Below are 17,328 nucleotides of genomic sequence, written 5' to 3' on the forward strand. Positions count from 1 at the left end.
AGATGTATTGAAGCCCCAAAAGCAAGGGTGGTATGTCATCACGAGATTTGAAATCAATTTTGACTTCAGCGATAGGAGTTTCACCTATTCTTAATTGAGGATGTTTTGTTTGTCTCATGCTATGATTCAGATTGAAGATTTTGGTACACAGCCTGCTTTTTGGCGCAGACAATCGAAATGAATTCCACACAAATTCCATATTTTCGGCATGTTAACGTAGTCCGTCGGCATTTGTCAAAATGAATATAGCTTGTAATACAAAAATCTTCGCCTACTCACATATGAGTTATTTGGCTGTATTTACTGTGTAAATTGGTTTTCGGTCAGGCACTAGATAGCGGAAACACCACAGACGAACTTGATGGCGATTCCGCTGTCTCAGGTGGCGTGTTTGCCGGTTACAAGCACAAGATTTATCATGGAATATTTGCTTCAGGAGAGGTTTTTTACCATCACACAGCCCAAGACGAACGTTATGATAACGGTGACATACTTGAAGTGGATGCACAATACGGTGCTAAAATACATCTGGGCTATGAGTGGGATTGGGGGTCTATCTATGCCATAGCGGGAGCTGCACATTTAGGATATGATTTAACTCAAAACAATGTATATGTTGAGGACAGTAGTTTCCAACCGCTCTTTGGATTGGGGACATCTTATCAGTTTAATGAAAAATTTTCAGCTCAGCTGGAATTTATAAACACTGGTGATGATGTCAATATCGCAGGTGATCAGGAAAAATCACTTAGTATGATGACTCTGCTTCTGGGTGTCAGTTATCATTTTTAAGTGAAGTAGTGTAATAAAAGGAGGACAGGCTACGTTTAATAGCATAGTCGCATTAGATTGCCGGTTAGCGAGATGCCTGTCCTGACATGAGTTTTTTTGCTCAAGTTTGAGCTCAGGGTCACGGAAAAAATACATTATTCAATCTTGCTTGTCTCTCAACCCGTTATCCTACGCAATTTTTGGATATGTATTATTTTCCGCGACCCTAAACGTAGACTCCGAGGCATGCGATACATTTTACCGCAGACATATAGTTGATATCGGAGTCTTCGCTTCCCTTCGAGGTTACATTTTGAGTATAACCCAAAAATTGGGTAAAAAGGCCATCTATGGACAGCCCCCGTGAGCAGTTACTCTATTTCTTCCACACTGCTCTGCGTTGTTCACGAAGCAACACCACAACATCATCGGTCTGTTCAGGGGTGAGGAAGGTATTCCCCTGTTTCCAGCCAGGCATCAAGGTATTGGGGACGCCCTGTTTAATGACCGATTTGATATACAGGTCGTCGCGGATTACCTTCCACTCTTTAACCAGGCTAGGACCGATATACCCCTGTCCACGCAAGCCGTGACAAGCTGAACATTTTCTGGCAAATACCCTTTCGCCGCGCTGTGCATTGCCATGAACCTCTGGAAAATGAGGGATCCCAAGGGGCTGAAGTGATGACGAGTCTGCTGCCGGAGGAGTCATGAGACGTTCTGCAATGGCAGGAGGACTGTCAAATTCCTCCCAGGCAGAGATGTACGCAACGATCGCCTGAATTTCGCTGTTATTAAGCTGTCCACCGTTAATTACGGCAAAGGGTTTCATCTGGGTGGATGTTTTACCATTGATAATTGTTCGCTGTACCACCTCCCGCTGAATACCTCTGCCCATTCTCGCTTTTTCATAACCTAAATGACATCGATAGCAGGTAGTGGTGTAGAGCCATCCCCCTTTGGCAACCGGCCTGGTATTGACCACCATTTCCAATGCCAGAGGCAGGGTCTGCTTTTCCGGTTCCTTCAGTACATATCCTTCTTTACCCTTGATTTCAGGTGCAAACACTGCCTGATCTTCAACCTCTGGAGGTGGTAACTCCGGCAAGGTTGGGGCGCCTTCCTGTTCATACTGCCACATATAGGTTACAACAGCGGTCAGTTCACTGTTTGAGAATTTCCCCCCAAATCGGCTTGCCCAGTCAGTTGAGCAGCCATCCTTTTCAACAGCCTTTTTCAATTCTCGCAGAGAACTGTAACTGGCAGCGAGTTCTTCTTCATCATACGAACCATGGCAACGCTTACAGTTATCCCTGTATAACCAGGCACCAAATACAATGGGATGATTTTCAAGCTGCCCACGCTCCAGAGGTGCAGTATACCCAGAGGAAATAACGGCTAAAACAAAGATGGAGGCAGCACAAAGAGCTGGTCGTTTCATCATTTTTTCTCCCACTCACATTCTTATCTTCTACTTAGGAGAAAAGCCACAATCTGCCGTAATTCGCTTTCTTTCAGTACCCCCTGGCAGCGTTTTTCGGCTGGTATATTTTCATACCCTGAAACAGTATAGGCCATGGGAACAAGATACGATTCACGAATATACTCTTCGCCGCTCACATCAGAAACGCGATTTGCTGCCACCTGACCTATATGCTGCAGATCAGGTCCAATCAGCTTTTCATTGCTCCCCTGCTCATCTCTTCCCGCCAGATGACAAGCACCACAGTGATACTGAAATACCTTTTGACCCGCTGCAACAACATGGGGATCATTAAGGCGAATCTCGGGCATGGGCAATTCCACCAATTGCACTTTCCCCAGGGCCGAAGCCCTCCAATTAAGGATAAAAGCGCTGAGTTGTTCTATCTGATCCATACGCAAAATGCCCCCATATCGATCCTGCCAGGGTGGCATGACTGCGGTCTGCTCATCACCGGCATACATGGGACGGGTGGCTGTGATTCGTCCCAGGGCAATGGAAGCGCGTACATATTCAGCCAATGTACCGGTCCATCCCACCTCACCAAGTCGATTGGAAAAAAATGCTTTGCTATGTAGAGTCGGTCCGAGTTGACCAATACCTTCTCCACGATTTCCGTGACACGTCCTGCAATGCTCCTGGTACAAAAAAGCTCCCTGGGAAATAGACTTGCCATGTTGATGCAGCTGCTCCAATTCCAGTCTCACCGGTTCACTCCAGATCAGCCAGGAACAGAACCCTGCAAGCAGAAACATTCCCAGCAAACCGATCCCAAGACGAGACACCGATCTGTCAGTTGCCTGAGACAGGTAATCGTTCTGATTTTCCATGCTCACCGACCAGTGAAATTATATACATATAGATGGCCGGCTCGATTCTGTATCTGACCTTTTTCCTGCCATTTCAGCCTCAGAGTAATGCGCTTGAGGTTTTCCTGCCACTCGTCTATCACCATGGTTGCCTCCAGACTCGGATTCCCCATATCCTTGCTCAGTCGTTGTATTTCCTGTTGAAAATTCTGTAACAGAACTGGTTTTTCTTGGGTTGTTTGATTAGAAGGGCCATAGATACCAGGGGCTAATGCTGCATAGGGTATTTTTTCCATCAGGCCAGCCCCTTCATCGGGAATATATCTTTCCATGAACCGATCCACTGGTGATTGCGCAATACCATGTTCACTGGTACCGGTCAGGCTCAACGCAACCAAACCGAGACCTGCAAGCAAAACCAGAATTGTAGCAAGGGAACGATCTTTGCCAGGTGACCTGGCACTCCGGTCAATACAAGGAAAAATAAACAATCCCAGGAATACAAGCGCAGGTACTGCCAGCCCCATCAAGAGGGTGTCGCCGAATTTCAGCAATCCCTGAACCCAGAGAAAGAACCAGGGAGCCTGTGAAACAAAAGGTGTATGTTCCGGATCAGCATGGTGTTCGACAGGTGCATCATAGAAAAATTGGGCTATAACAAGAAGAATAAGTGTCGCCCAGATTACATACATGACCTCGCGATGAAAAACAGTGGGCCAGAAGCGTATTGTCGTCAAATATTGACGACCCTTTTCCGCCCCATCTTTCTGTGATTCCTCTCTGTTGCTCTTTTTCGCTGTTTTCACAATATGGTAGTAATGAACTCCCACGAGTAGAAAAAGGAGCAGCGGCAAGCCAAGTACATGCAGCAGGTAAAAACGCAGAAGGCCGTCAGCACCAATGGTTTCTCCACCACGTAAAAGCACATTGATATCATGACCTGCCACCGGTAAAGCATCCAGCATGGAAGTCCCAACTGTTACCGCCCAGTATGCCAGCTGATCCCACGGCAAAAGATATCCGCTGAAAGCTAACCCCAGAATGAGAAGCAACATGCTTACCCCGCTGCACCATATAATTCGTCGTCTATCACCATAGGTACCTTTCAATATGATTCTGGCAAGATGCAACAGACTGGCTACGAGCAGGAGCTCACCTGCCAGTCGGTGTATATCACGAAGTAATCGTCCAAAAGGTACTCCTGTATGCAGGTGGAGGATGGATTCATATGCAGTTTCCGGGGTAGGACTATAGTAGACCATCAAAAAAATTCCGGTAATCAGTTCGACTACCAGAAGAAAAAGAGCAAAAAATCCCAGCAACCAGGTCCTCTGTACGTCCAGAGTCTCAAGAGAATAGCAACGAGGACGAATATGGAGAAAAAAGCTGTGAAAAAATGATGTAGTGGATGACTTCATTCTTTTCCCTGCAATGTATTATTGAGAACGCACAGATCCGGAGCCTATCAGAAAATGGCTCTTTTCCTCAGCTCGGTGTTATTTTAACAAAATAACATTTGAAATATTAAGCACATATCCATGCTTGCCTTTCCAAAGTCCCTTTAGTGCCGGTTTATCCCGCTAATTTTTCGTTGCGTGTCCACCTGCACCATAAGCAGGCTTCCTGAAGCATCATTTGCCGTTTCCGTCAGCTCCTGCACAGGTATCGATAAAGCCTGCCCCTGTGCGTCCGTCTCTTTCACCATCCTTCCCTCCGCATTAACAATCCTGACACAATACCTGTCCAGGTCACGGCGGGCAGGCCCCTGCAAAACGATGCCATCTTTCCCGAACCGTGAACCATGGCAGGGGCAGACAAACTGTTCTGCCTCGCTGTTCCAGTTAAAAAGGCAATGCAGATGCGTGCAGGCAGTGTGGTAGGCATTAATCCCCTGATCCGTGTGCACCAGCCAGAATTTTCCTTCCCGGTAAAGTTTGGGCGGTTCGCCAACCGCGGGAATATCGGCAATGGTTCCGAGATCAATCACGGCTCCACCGTTTGCACCGGACCTGTCTGACTGAAAAAAATGAATCACCATCCACAGGGATTGGCTAATAACGGCAAAAAGTCCCAAACTCCATAAGGTGGTCAAGAATCTGCGTCGGCCTGAGACGCAGGTACAGTCAGTTCTTTTATCGCAAGGTTGGTCGATTGTTTGCATGTCGTTCTGTTATAATCTGAAAGTATATGAAAGGAATGATGATAGCAGATCAACATTATGATTCTGTTTGAATTGCATTAATCGTACAGGCAGCTTTTCACAGGCAAACAATATCATAATAAAGATTTCACACTCTTATAACAGGCTCTCTATATGGTGCAGATCTAAGGGCCACGGAAAAAATACATTATCCAATTTTAGATATTCATTCTTTTACGCGACCCTAAACAGGTAATAGAGGGCTGCGGAAAATACAATCTCCATTCTTGCCGGCTTCTCAGTTCAATCGCCTCGTGGCGGAACTTTTGGAGAATTTGTATTTTACGCGCCTTGAAAAAAATAACTACTGGACACTGTCTGCCATTCCTGAAGTCAGGCGGTCATTATCCACCTGATTTCTCAAAATCGAATACATGCCAAAAAGAATCCTCTTTCTCCTCTCTGATACCGGTGGCGGTCATCGTGCTTCTGCAAAAGCCATAGGCGAAGCCGTTGAGCAGCTGCACCCCGGACAATATGAACTCATCATCGAGGACTTGTGGAAAAATCACATGCCCTGGCCAGTATGCTGCATTCCTGATACGTACGGCTGGATGACCGGTCCGGGAAAACAACTCTGGCATCTTGCATGGAAGCTATCCTCCTATCAACGACTGCAGTCCATGCTCTTTGGCAGCTTTGCCCCTCTCATTGAAAAAAGTGTGGTTGAATTTATCCGTTCGGTGCAGCCTGATATGGCTGTCTCTGTCCACCCACTCATGAACCACCTGGGAATAGAGTGGATGAAAACCGCTGATCTGGACATACCTTTCATCACCGTTGTGACGGATATGGTAACCCTGCATCCTTCATGGATATGCCCCAAGGTTGATCACTGTTTTGTTCCCACCCAGGAAGCCAGACAGGTTGCCATGAAATACGGCATGCCCGAGGAGAAACTGACGGTACACGGCCAGCCCGTAGGCCTGAAATTCAACCGTCTGGGCGGTGGTAAAATACTCTACAAACAAAACCTCGGCATTGATCCAACCAGGCCTGCAATATTGATGGTCGCGGGCGGAGAAGGCCAACGCCAACTCTATAAAACTGCCAGACAGGTTGCCGCCACTATTGAGCAGGCACAGCTGTTGATCGTCTCTGGAAGAAATAAAAAACTAAAAGAAAAGCTAGAACAGACCGACTGGCAGATTCCCACCAAAGTGTTCGGTTTTGTCGACCATATGCCTGAACTCATGGCAGCCTCTGATATCCTGATCACCAAAGCCGGGCCCAGTACCATCAGCGAAGCGTTCATAGCCGGCCTGCCCCTGCTGATTTCAGATTATATCCCAGGCCAGGAAACAGGAAATGTGCATTACGTCAAGCAGCACCAGGCAGGAACATATGCCCCTAAAAACAAACAGCTTGTCGCCACACTACAGGAGTGGTTGGGTGGGTCGGAATCCGTTCTGCAGCAGCTGGCAAAAAACGGTGCCATGCTGGCCAGACCCCATGCTTCGCTCCATATTGCTGCTGACATCTGCCAAATTGTGTAATACAATGCCGTTATGAGTTATGTAATTATATTTCTGGCAGTTCTCATTGAAGGTCCCATTGCCACCTTGACCGCTGCCGCCATGGCAGCGGCAGATCCAAATCTGGATATTCTCATGGTACTGATGGTTACAATGGTGGGAAACCTCACCGCAGACGGATGCTGGTACCTGCTGGGGGCCATCGGTAAATATGGAAAAATACTGGAATACATCCCCTGGCTGAAAAACCAGAGCGGCCTGGTACAACGTGCCTCTGTGGAGATGCGGAAACAGGGTATCAAGGTATTTGTACTCACCAAACTGGGCTTTGGCCTGGGATCCATTCCCCTGCTCATAGCAGCCGGTATTCTCAACTTTAACTGGCGAAAACTGCTGGGAGTTGCCATTATCACTGAAAGCGTCTGGACGGGTACACTCTGCACCGTTGGATATCAGGCCTGGGCAAATCTCGGTAACATTACCTTCATCATTGAAAAAGCCATTCCCTGGGTCTCTGTAACCATTGCGGCCTGCCTGCTCTTTATTCTGATTCGCTCCCTGATGAGTCATTCCCGTTAACACTACACTATCTTAACACTACACTATTCTTTCCATGCGTATTCTATTTGTCGGTCAAACCTATTTCCGTGAAGATAACGGACAGGCTGTTTTTACTGTCCATCTTGCCCGTGGACTTGCCCGTGCAGGTCACCAGATAATGGCGGTTATGCCCTCCCCTGACGAGACACGCGGACCGACAGAAAGCGGTCAAATAGCGCTCTGGCAGGTTGGTGCCCATCATCTTCCCCATAACGCCAATATTACCCTGATGCCTGGTTCCAGCGTCAAACAGGCCGTCACAAGTTTTTCTCCGGACATTATTCACCTGCAGGATCATTATTTTCTCTGCAGTGCAGCATTTAAGGTGGCAAAGAAACTGGCTATTCCGGTTGTTGCCACCAACCATTTTCTCCCGGACAATATTACAGACAACATCAAGCTTCCCGGTGCCCTGCGAAGAAAAACAGCAGCCTTGCTCTGGAAGCATATGCTGCGGATTTATAATAAAGTAGATGCTGTTACCACACCTACGGAAACTGGGGTATCCATCCTCAGACAGCAACAGATTATACCTCCGGCTCAAGCTATTTCCTGTGGTATAGATACGTTGCATTTTCATCCACCTTCACCAGAAGAACGTCGACAGGGAAGGGAACTGTTTCACCTGCAGGAAGATGAAACCGTCCTGGTGTATGTGGGAAGAATTGACCACGAAAAAGGTCTGGATACTGTACTGGATGCCTTTGCCCGTTTACGGGGTTACAACTCCCACCTTATCCTTGCCGGCAAAGGCAGTTACAGCAAAACACTGGAAATACAGCGTGATGCTCTGGGAATACGCAACAGAGTAAGCATGCCCGGATTTGTTCCTGGTAAAGACCTGCCGGCTCTGCTGCACAGTGCAGACTGTTTTGTCATGGCAGGTCATGCAGAGCTCCAATCCATCGCCACCCTGGAAGCCATGGCCAGCGGGCTCCCGGTGTTGGCAGCCAATGCACGGGCGCTACCGGAACTGGTCGGCAATTTCCAGAACGGGTTTCTTTTTACACCGGGAGATGCACAGAGTCTTGCAGAAAAAATGGAGCTTTTCTATACCAGCAAGCAGCAGTGGCCGCACTGGCGTGCAGAGAGCCGCAAACGTGCCTGCTTGCACGATCACGAAAAGACTGTTCAGCAGTATGTAGAGTGGTATACCGGGGTCATTGATTCGTCTCTTCATAACTGATTGTAATGCTTCTCTTGGGAAAAATTTGGGATAACTATACAAAAATTTCGTAGAATATCGGTTCAGTCACAGCGTTGCGTCGATGGTTCCATACTGGCTGTATTGAACGATTGACGCAGCGGCGTGACTGAACTGAGAGACAAGCAAGATTGGATAATCTATTTTTCCGAGGACCTAAATTCTATATACCTGCATGCTTCCAAAGGATAGAGTTCCGACTGCACAAGGCTTGTATCGACCTTCCCACAGGGTACCCATTCGTTTATATTCTTTATTGAAATAAAGCACATAACTCCTGCCTAAGGATCGCATCATGAAACTTAACATAACGCGCCCTCCTTGAGGGGTGTGCAAAAAAGATGAACATGATTCGTCATCAATACCCAGGCATGGATTTCCACATTATATTTCCTGGCATATTCAGCCAACCAACCGATATAGGCAACTTAATCTTCCTCTGACGCAAAACATACCTGACGATTGTTGCTTCACTGAATAACATGGACCGGCACTCCTGCAGGTGAAACACGAGCTAATCGTGCCATCGGTTACTCCTTATGTGATATCTTCTTTTTTCTGTCTTTATGTTCTCTTTTCGTTTTTTCAACTCTGCGGCTGTAAGCCAACATTTATTTTTACTCTGACCCCTTTTTTACAAATGCCAACAATACAACCAGGACAGAACTTTGCCCGTTTTCTTCAATCATTTTATTCCAATGGCAATTCATGGTAACCATACTTTAACATATCAGGTAATAATGTTTTACGATATGCCATTTCACAGGCTTTATACCACTCTGAGGACTCCTTTGGCCCACCAGACTCTACATTTGTAAAAGATCCTGCAAACATACATATAGGAAAATCATCTTCATAATTCACTGCATCTAGGCCTATCGACGTCCTAACAAAATTGTGTATTTTTTTTACATGATCAAGAGCTACAAGCCTATACCAACTTTGATAAAAAACAGCAAAAGCAACATCATTATTAACCAAACCCTGAAAAAATGGACTCAATAATTCTGATTGATCATCATTAATTTTACCCATACCCTTAATGCCTAATTCAGTTTTCTTTAAAGCTCTATTAATATATTTTAATGCTATAATGTTTGATTCAATTTCCCTTTTCAACAAATTTGATTCATATGCAATTCCAATATCATTATCGTTAATTATATATATTTCCTTAGCAAGAGCATAGACTTCTGGTGTTGTCTCTTGCAACACTCTGAGTTTTCCAATTTCATATTCAAGAATTTCTACAGATAAGGAATCCAAGGAACCAGCAGTCAGCTCACATCGATATGCACGCATCATACATAAACCAAACTCTTTACCCTTTTGTGCAACAGGATCACAGTCTATGTCACAGTGCTTAGGAGGTGGAAACCATTCGCAGTCCTTATGCTTGGCAACAATTGCTTCGTACCGTTTGCGCATATCCTTCTGCCAAGGCTCTAAATCCACAGACAGATCAGGCTTGCCAGCTGCATTTACCCCGCTGGCTTGCCCCGTAGTAATGGGGACCATTTGTAAAATCAGATTATCAACCGAAGGTTGAGGCGACACGTTTGCCCCAACTAAAGCCTGCACCGGTGAATCAAGATGCTTAGTCTCAGTATCACATTCAATTTTCAAGACTGAGTAACGGGCATTAATCGCGTTTTTGAGAACCTGACAACGCTCCTCAGCAAGATCTCCCGCATTTCCATTTGGGGCAGCGAAAACAGCTAACGTAAGCTGTATCTGCAACATACCAACGCCCTTGGCCTGCCCAACCTTGCCAATAATTGCACGTACCTTTTCCTGGTGGGCAACAGCGCTGCTTCCTGCCTCAAAGATATCACCGCTCTTCCCCTGATACACCACCGCTGCACAAGCAGTGTCCACTTGTACGAGCAAAACCACAGCCAGCAATATGAAATGGAATCTCTTCATGCTTTCATCATTTTCTAAAAACGCCTCAAAAACCTTTTGAGCAGAATAAATACCTACGCATTATCAATATATTAGGCTCTTAGCGCAACACAAAAAACAGCCATCCTAGAATTCCCCTTGTACCCCAAAGAAAAAAAAAGTTTCTGCCATTCTCACTGCACTGAAAATGAGAGGCGAGATGGGTACAACAGATTTTAAGAAAACAAAAAGACAAAAGCTATATATGATTGATGTTGCGTGCGACGCACCCTACGGTCGCGGGGCACAAACAAAGACGTGCAAGCTGCGAATTTACGGAACAGATACGACACACAAGACGAGGTAAGCGACCAGTGGGAGAATCCGTGGAGAATCTGTGACCTGTTATAAAAGATGAACATGATTCGTCATCAATACCCAGGCATGGATTTCCACATTATATTTCTAGGCATATTCAGCCAACCAACCGATATAGGCAACTTAATCTTCCTCTGACGCAAAACATACCTTACGATTGTTGCTTCACTGAATAACATGGACCGGCACTCCTGCGGGTGAAACACGAGCTAATCGTGCCATCGGTTACTCCTTATGTAATACCTTCTTTTTTCTGTCTCTATGTTCTCTTTTCGTTTTTTCAACCCTGTGGCTGTAAGCAAACATTTATTTTTACTCTGACCCCATTTGGTGACTCAAACGTGCCTGCGTACACGATCACGAAAAGACTGTTCAGCAGTATGTAGAGTGGTATACCGGGGTCATTGATTCGTAACAGAGTAGTTACATTAATTCTTCTCGTCACCCTTCACCTTTGCCAGCAGAAAAAAGTGCAGGGCAACGACCAGGATAAAAGCAATATAGCTGTACCCCCAGAAAGGTGGATAAAACGTTCCGACCATGGCAAGCACACAGAACAGGCAGGCCTGCAACAGGTAGAGGGCCTTCTTTTTTTTGCCTTTTTTCCAACTGACCAGGAAAGCGGCCCCAGTTGTATAGATTGGTACAGCTATAAATATGCCCCACCAGGCTATGGGTTTTTCCGTTATTCCCCAGCCCACAAAATTTTTCAGAAGAAAAGACAGGGCTGTAACCAGCAAAACCACGGCAATGAGTGTATACGTGTTTCCTTTCATAACTGTCCTTTTCTTGTAACCAGTTACAAATACAGGGGAGTTTCAAGCTTATTCTCCTCCCCTGTGAGGAGTTACTTCAAATCAATCAGTTCCTGGCGCTCTACTACCTATCATATAGGCGCCCACCGATCCTTCCCGGTAGCAGTCGAGTTCGCTGATCCTGGCAAAGAGATCCATGTGTCCCCCACCCAAAGCCACCCCAGCCAACCCCATAGCTTCGGCAACCATGGCCATGGTCTGATAAAGGCAGCCCACATCTTTGAGGATCACAGAATAGGCAAGTGACTCGTACTTCCACTGTATTCTTCGGAAACGGGAGGCAAAAATGAGTTCAACCTGGGGCTCGGATTGATCCAACATCATTTTTCTGCCCAACATGAGCATCTGCTTACAGGAAGTGGTAAGTGACGACAGTCTTTCCAGCTCGTGTTTCAGAGGATTGTAATGATAGAACCCGGATTGAAGGCCCTCACACCTGTTGACAAGAGGATAGACTTCGATGGAATGCAACGCGCCTCCTCCCTGCGCCGGACGAAAAGTAACCCCGCCCTTATCGTCATCATACTTTTCCTTAACCCTTACAGTATGGTACAGGAAGGTACCCAACTGGTTAAGGGTAAGCGCTTCAGAGGCAAAATCACGCCTGGTCTTCCTGGTTTCATGCACATGAAAAAAAGATTCAGAAGCAGGCCGCTCTACTTTAGGCAGAGGTACGCTTTCCCTGCTCATGGCTTCTTTCACTTGGGGAAGAGGTGGAAAGGTATCTGTAAAACGATAGGTTGTTGCCCACCCGTTATTGTGCCTGCCCAACTGACAGCGGGTATGAAAATAGAGATCATGCACCTCCCAATGGGCCAGTCCCGGGTCCTGGTCTTCCTGGCCGGCTCCACCCTCCCCTGGTCCGGTTAATGCCTGGGCTTCCTGGAGCATGGTCAGAAAAGCTTCTACAACCTGGTGTGAGAGGCCGCATTTTTCCGCCAGCGCTTCCACTGTGTGGGGTGCTTGCAAATAAAAAATCACACCGGCAAGGCGCACATCCAGGATATCAATCTGACTCCACCCTTTAGGGCACTCAATCAGGGTTGCACCTTTACACGTCCGTTGCAGGGCAAAACGGGAGAGCTGTTTTGCACCCTGATCAAGTTTGGATTTCGGGCCAAATGAGAACCCCATTCCAACCGGTGATATGGTAGCCAGTTTCGTGTCTGCAGATACCAGCGTATAAGTCAGGAGCGCCGAACGGCTCATGATCTGCCAATATTTATGAAAAATCTGCAATCCTTGAATATCATCATCCTCAAGCACATATGCGGCCAATTCGTCTTCGGTTTTGTCTGCTGCAAGCAGGCTCTCGTGCATACGGGCGCTGAGCTTGAGAAAGGGGCTCGCATCAAAAGCTCCATAGTTGGTCATCAACATGTTCTCTGTAAAACGCACATCTTTTCGAAGTCCAATTACATAGGTACTATCCATGGGTTACCTCAGAAAAACATAGGGATGGGATTGAGTTCATATTCAGCAAGAACGCGCTCCTGCCTGCCCAGCAGAACCGGTATTTCATAAAGCCTGCCAGGCGCAAAACGATTCCAAAAGTGCCGCATTCCCGGCACAATAACTTTAACAACAGGCAGCCTGATATCAGGGCGAGTCTGGTTCAGTACCAGGGTTTCAAGACCACATGAAGCTGCACGACGTACGCAGAACTCCACTTCTGTTTTCTGATTCTGACTTTTTATCAGCTCAAAATCGTTTGCCGTAAACGCTGTGCTTTCATCGGGCAGAAGGTAGGTGTGTTCTTTCAGTTTCTCGTTTTTCCACCAGTCAATGGCGCATTTGTCCTCGTAATAATAGATGGTATTGCCGACTTTATCCTGCATGGACAGGGCAGGAATAAATTGTCCCACTTCGTTGACTGCCCGTAAAAGAGCGGTCTTGGGATCAAGATCTGCACTGAAACCGATGACAATGTCATCGGTGGAATGATCCAGCCGATGGCTGACAGCTGCAATGGCCGGGATGCCAAGATCAGTGGTCAGGTTGATGGCCCAGAGACTGCGACCGGACTGGGCAAATTGTTTTGAAAAAATTGCCAGGTAGGGATCGTTAAAGGAATCAATATCCACCATGGGCTGCTGCGTCCGATTATACCACCAGAGTGCGACCGCATCACGTTCCACCAGCTCCATAAACCCTCTGAGAATAGCCTCTTCAAGGGTATTACCTGCTGCGCTGCCATTGCTGTCACAGGAGCAGAAAAAACTGGCAAGATCCCTATGGCCGTAATAACAGTAGGCCGCAGGAACAAGGCGTGTTGAGCCACTGGTAAGGGACCAGACAGAACACCAGTCAATCATCTGATCGTGCTCCAGCCTGTGGGGTACCAGCTGAAAAGAGACTGGACAGGTTGCATTCCATTGCTCCCTGTTGTTGTACTGCTGATCACTGAACAGAGAGATCTCATTGATGTGAACCGCGTCATCAAGATCTTTGCAGGCCCCTTGTACGAACTTCTCTTCACCGGTGTACAAACCACTATATCGCTCCACAGCCTCGCACAGAGCCCCTACCCTGGCCTGAATGTCGGTGGTGCCTTTCCCGCCGCTCCGATGGCGAAGATTTCCTTTCAGGGTTGCCAGGTCGCCTTTTCGTACCGGAAAGGCATGGCCGGTTGCGTAGGAATGCAGATGTTCCTGCTCAGGTGCAGATTTTCTGACAAAGGAAGAGGCAACCCCTGCAACAGGGCTGATGAGGTGTCTATATTGCCGCCACGTTTCCTGGGGGGTACAGCTTCTTCTTTCTCCGCCATAATCGTATAAATATACATTATCCTGTAAAAGGATTCTGGTTTGCTGCGCAGGTTCCTCTGGGCCGCAGGTTTGGCACTGGGGCCGTCGCACAATACTATGGGAGACACATTCTCCCTGTACGCAGTCATATTCCAGGAGATGATTCAGCAACAACCCGGACGATTCCTGAAAAAAGAGTGCGAGTTGGCTGAGAACAAATGCAGGGGCAAGCCGATATAAAAGAGCATGCACAGCCCTTGGCCGCGTAAACGGCTGATGCTCCGGGATATATGCATGTATGAAATTATCAACCTGCAGATTATCCCTGATTCGTTTTGCCATGCAGGCATGACAGGGGCCACCAGGCTGACAGAAAGGGCCCAGCCATGGTCTGGTCCAGTTAGCCCAGACAGGTATCCAGGAAATGTTGCGTTCCAGGGCGTACCGGTTCCAGGCGTCGAGTTCACCTGCAAGATAACTGTCACAGATGCAGAGCACTGTAACGCTGCCGTTGATTGTATTCACAGGAGTGAGGCCATACTCTCCAGCCTTCTCCTGCAATCGGTCGGCAAAGGTGGTCTGACTCAGATTATGAAGTGCGATCCGCATGGCAGACATAACCGGCTAGAAAAATATGCTGAAAGCATTCATTTCCTCTTCTGCTCTTGGCTGTTCCAGCCACCCCATCTTCACAGGTACGTCATAGAGTCGCTGCTGCCCGAGCCTTCGCCAGAAGTGGCACATGCCAGGAACAACAGCCTTGGCCACATGCAATTCAATATCGGCGTGACTCATATCCATGGCAATCAACTCCAGGTCTGCCTGTTCAAGGGCATGCTGGCACCGCTCGATTTCCTTTTTGATATCCTTGGTGGGCTGATATCCGAAATCCTGCAGGGTAGTAGGCGGTTGGCTGGCATTGGGTAGCAGATATGGGTGATCGGCAATTCGGGCAGTAACCCACCAGGTAATGGCATCGTGATCCGGAAATTTATAGATGGTTGAGCCGTCTGGTTTCTTTTCCAAGAGAGAAGGCAAAAACTGATTTACTTCGGTTAAGGCCCGAAAGAGCGCAACCTTTGGATTTGGATGACTGCCAAAACCGAGAACGATATCCTCAACCGGTCGATCCGTTCGCCTTGAAATACCTGCAAACGTAGGAATTCCCAGATCAGAGGTAATATCGAGCACCCACAGGTCCCGGTTTATGGAGGCATAATATTCCAGCAACTGGGGGATATACTTTTCCTCAAAACTCTGTAGATCCAGAGCTGGCCGCTGAATCATATTATACCACCACAGGGCTACACTGTCCCTTTCAACTACCTCCATCAATCCCTGCAGTAACGCCTCTTCATAGGTATTACCCGCTGCCGAACCATTGGAGTCTGCAACAATGGTTACCTTGCCAGGATCGCGGTGACCAAAAAAGCAGAAGGATGCAGGCAGATAACAAAACTCCTGGTTGGTCAGCGACCAGGCTGCTGTCCAGGAAATCTCCTGGTCTTTATCAGGCATTTCAGGAACGCGATGATTCCCCGGCCTCTGCTGCACGGCATTCCAGGCTTCACGATTGGCGTACTGGGCTTGGCTGAATCCCTGCAGGACAACGGGATCAATCACTCTTCCGTTATCGCTTAATTCGTTATAACTTGCTGTAACCAGCTTGTTTTGAGGATATACACCGCAATAACGTTCAATGGATTCGCACACGGCACTGGCCCTTGCCTGGTATTCGCTCATGCCCTTGCCACCGCTTCGCGCACGCATATTAATGGCAAGAAAAAAGAGATCGTCTTTGAGCATGGCAAAGTTATGACCGGCAATATAGACGTGGAGCAGTGGATTATCGGCATCAGAAAGTTCTTCCAGGTGGGTCACGATGCCGGTAATCTTGCTGATGTGCTTTTGCAGGCGGCTGTATGTCTGATACGGCGTCTGGGTTCTATGCCCTCCGCTGACATCATCTATTATCTCAGAAGGCTGCAGAACAACCGGCTGGGGATCGGCCAGAGCGGGATCTCCACAGGACCGACATTGGGGCCGGTGTACCAGGGTGTGTTTCTGCTGCTCAAGATTAACCTGATCAAAGGTAATGATCCTGTTGACCAGAGAATGCTCTTTCTCCGGCGCGGCGATCCATTTGGAAAGCTCCAGGGCAAGCCAGGAAAGCCCGAAACGGTTTCCAGCAGCAAAGAGCGCTTTATTGGTACGGATCGCAGTGTTCTCCTGCTGTCGCTGCAAAAACGCTTCCATTTGCCGATTGGCCTGCAACCGGGTCTGCAGACAACTGTAGCAGGCGCTTTGCGAGGGAGTAAAAAGCGGCCCCAGCCAGAGAAATGTTCCGCTGACCTTTGCCAGCAGCCATGGCTTCCCTGATTGCAGATGAGCAGTATTGATTGCCTCCAGGCCGGGATTAAGATAGTCATCCACCAGGACGATATCCAACGCGGCATCATCTTTATCCGTGAAAGCAAGGGTACTGTCTTTTAGTATTTCCGTCGCTTCGCCAGACTCAATATGAGGATCAAGTACTGTCAGGGAAACAGTCGCCTGCGTAAGGTTCATCATGGCCTGGCGCGGATTGATATCCAGATAGTCCCACCACGCAGCCTCCAGGTCTCCTATTTCCGGTTCCTTTTCTACCAGATACCCTTTTTCCTCCAGCCTGGACATCATGGCAATAATCTGCGGCAGACTATAGTTGCTGCCCAGCTCCGACATCAGTTCATCATAACTGCGTTTCCCATCAATGAGCCGATACAAATCCTGATAGAACTTACCGGTCAGGACCACATGATTATGCTCGTTGAGGAGGATGAGGATATTGTCCTCAATGGGCATGACAAGAAAATTTCTTTTAAAAACAGGAATAGTTAGCAATGTTCAACTCCTTCTATAAAAGGTCTGCACTGTCGATGTCGTAACTGATACCATGGGATAGTCGAATTCAATCTTCCAT

13 protein-coding genes are annotated in these 17,328 nt (G+C 47.5%); 4 read left to right on the top strand and 9 right to left on the bottom strand.

The window, feature by feature from the left end; genetic code table 11:
• Positions 1 to 312 precede the first annotated feature (312 nt).
• Positions 313 to 792, top strand: coding sequence for an outer membrane protein (locus G493_RS0119560; protein ID WP_028581753.1), 480 nt, complete (start codon positions 313 to 315; stop codon positions 790 to 792).
• Between the two features lie 355 nt (positions 793 to 1,147).
• On the opposite strand, the gene G493_RS30255 is transcribed toward G493_RS0119560, so the two are convergent.
• The 4 genes from G493_RS30255 to G493_RS32530 form a co-directional block, all read right to left on the bottom strand.
• Positions 1,148 to 2,215 carry a c-type cytochrome gene (locus G493_RS30255; RefSeq protein ID WP_035275277.1) on the bottom strand — a complete coding sequence of 356 codons (1,068 nt, stop codon included), beginning with the start codon at positions 2,213 to 2,215 and terminating at the stop codon, positions 1,148 to 1,150.
• A 20-nt stretch (positions 2,216 to 2,235) separates the two neighbouring features.
• The gene (locus G493_RS0119570) at positions 2,236 to 3,084 is read right to left on the bottom strand and encodes a c-type cytochrome (protein ID WP_028581754.1); all 849 of its coding nucleotides are present in this window, start codon (positions 3,082 to 3,084) and stop codon (positions 2,236 to 2,238) included.
• A gap of 2 nt (positions 3,085 to 3,086) precedes the next feature.
• Positions 3,087 to 4,481, bottom strand: coding sequence for a cytochrome b N-terminal domain-containing protein (locus G493_RS32525; protein WP_051309620.1), 1,395 nt, complete (start codon positions 4,479 to 4,481; stop codon positions 3,087 to 3,089).
• A gap of 143 nt (positions 4,482 to 4,624) precedes the next feature.
• Positions 4,625 to 5,155 carry a QcrA and Rieske domain-containing protein gene (locus G493_RS32530; protein ID WP_205623722.1) on the bottom strand — a complete coding sequence of 177 codons (531 nt, stop codon included), beginning with the start codon at positions 5,153 to 5,155 and terminating at the stop codon, positions 4,625 to 4,627.
• 482 nt (positions 5,156 to 5,637) lie between these two features.
• Between G493_RS32530 and G493_RS0119585 the strand changes: the two genes are divergently transcribed.
• From G493_RS0119585 to G493_RS0119595, 3 genes are read left to right on the top strand one after another with little or no spacing between them, the layout of a single operon-like run.
• Complete coding sequence (locus G493_RS0119585; protein WP_028581756.1) at positions 5,638 to 6,759, top strand: MGDG synthase family glycosyltransferase; 1,122 nt, start codon at positions 5,638 to 5,640, stop codon at positions 6,757 to 6,759.
• Between the two features lie 12 nt (positions 6,760 to 6,771).
• The gene (locus G493_RS0119590; protein WP_028581757.1) at positions 6,772 to 7,317 is read left to right on the top strand and encodes a DedA family protein; all 546 of its coding nucleotides are present in this window, start codon (positions 6,772 to 6,774) and stop codon (positions 7,315 to 7,317) included.
• A gap of 34 nt (positions 7,318 to 7,351) precedes the next feature.
• Complete coding sequence (locus tag G493_RS0119595) at positions 7,352 to 8,524, top strand: glycosyltransferase (protein ID WP_028581758.1); 1,173 nt, start codon at positions 7,352 to 7,354, stop codon at positions 8,522 to 8,524.
• Positions 8,525 to 9,232: 708 nt separating this feature from the next.
• Here the strand turns inward: G493_RS0119595 and G493_RS0119600 are convergent.
• From G493_RS0119600 to G493_RS0119625, 5 genes are all read right to left on the bottom strand, one after another.
• The gene (locus G493_RS0119600; RefSeq protein WP_028581759.1) at positions 9,233 to 10,468 is read right to left on the bottom strand and encodes a hypothetical protein; all 1,236 of its coding nucleotides are present in this window, start codon (positions 10,466 to 10,468) and stop codon (positions 9,233 to 9,235) included.
• A 764-nt stretch (positions 10,469 to 11,232) separates the two neighbouring features.
• Entirely contained in the window at positions 11,233 to 11,580 is a 348-nt protein-coding gene (locus G493_RS0119610) for a hypothetical protein (protein ID WP_028581760.1), read from the bottom strand.
• 81 nt (positions 11,581 to 11,661) lie between these two features.
• Positions 11,662 to 13,053 carry a SagB family peptide dehydrogenase gene (locus G493_RS30270; RefSeq protein WP_051309622.1) on the bottom strand — a complete coding sequence of 464 codons (1,392 nt, stop codon included), beginning with the start codon at positions 13,051 to 13,053 and terminating at the stop codon, positions 11,662 to 11,664.
• 8 nt (positions 13,054 to 13,061) lie between these two features.
• On the bottom strand, positions 13,062 to 14,975 hold the full coding sequence (locus G493_RS30275; protein ID WP_161629857.1) for a TOMM precursor leader peptide-binding protein: 1,914 nt from the start codon (positions 14,973 to 14,975) through the stop codon (positions 13,062 to 13,064).
• A gap of 15 nt (positions 14,976 to 14,990) precedes the next feature.
• Positions 14,991 to 17,249, bottom strand: coding sequence for a TOMM precursor leader peptide-binding protein (locus G493_RS0119625; protein ID WP_028581761.1), 2,259 nt, complete (start codon positions 17,247 to 17,249; stop codon positions 14,991 to 14,993).
• Positions 17,250 to 17,328 lie beyond the last annotated feature (79 nt).

Origin of the sequence: Desulfogranum japonicum DSM 18378, assembly GCF_000429945.1 — a bacterium.
GTDB classification, from domain to species: domain Bacteria; phylum Desulfobacterota; class Desulfobulbia; order Desulfobulbales; family Desulfobulbaceae; genus Desulfogranum; species Desulfogranum japonicum.

Bases quoted from the DNA above. Each gene is read 5' to 3' on its own strand.
- G493_RS0119595 (WP_028581758.1), top strand. From the start codon at position 7,352: ATGCGTATTCTATTTGTCGGTCAAACCTATTTCCGTGAAGATAACGGA.
- G493_RS0119585 (WP_028581756.1), top strand. From the start codon at position 5,638: ATGCCAAAAAGAATCCTCTTTCTCCTCTCTGATACCGGTGGCGGTCAT.
- G493_RS30275 (WP_161629857.1), bottom strand. From the start codon at position 14,975: ATGCGGATCGCACTTCATAATCTGAGTCAGACCACCTTTGCCGACCGA.
- G493_RS0119570 (WP_028581754.1), bottom strand. From the start codon at position 3,084: ATGGAAAATCAGAACGATTACCTGTCTCAGGCAACTGACAGATCGGTG.
- G493_RS0119590 (WP_028581757.1), top strand. From the start codon at position 6,772: ATGAGTTATGTAATTATATTTCTGGCAGTTCTCATTGAAGGTCCCATT.
- G493_RS32525 (WP_051309620.1), bottom strand. From the start codon at position 4,481: ATGAAGTCATCCACTACATCATTTTTTCACAGCTTTTTTCTCCATATT.
- G493_RS0119600 (WP_028581759.1), bottom strand. From the start codon at position 10,468: ATGAAGAGATTCCATTTCATATTGCTGGCTGTGGTTTTGCTCGTACAA.
- G493_RS30255 (WP_035275277.1), bottom strand. From the start codon at position 2,215: ATGATGAAACGACCAGCTCTTTGTGCTGCCTCCATCTTTGTTTTAGCC.
- G493_RS0119610 (WP_028581760.1), bottom strand. From the start codon at position 11,580: ATGAAAGGAAACACGTATACACTCATTGCCGTGGTTTTGCTGGTTACA.
- G493_RS30270 (WP_051309622.1), bottom strand. From the start codon at position 13,053: ATGGATAGTACCTATGTAATTGGACTTCGAAAAGATGTGCGTTTTACA.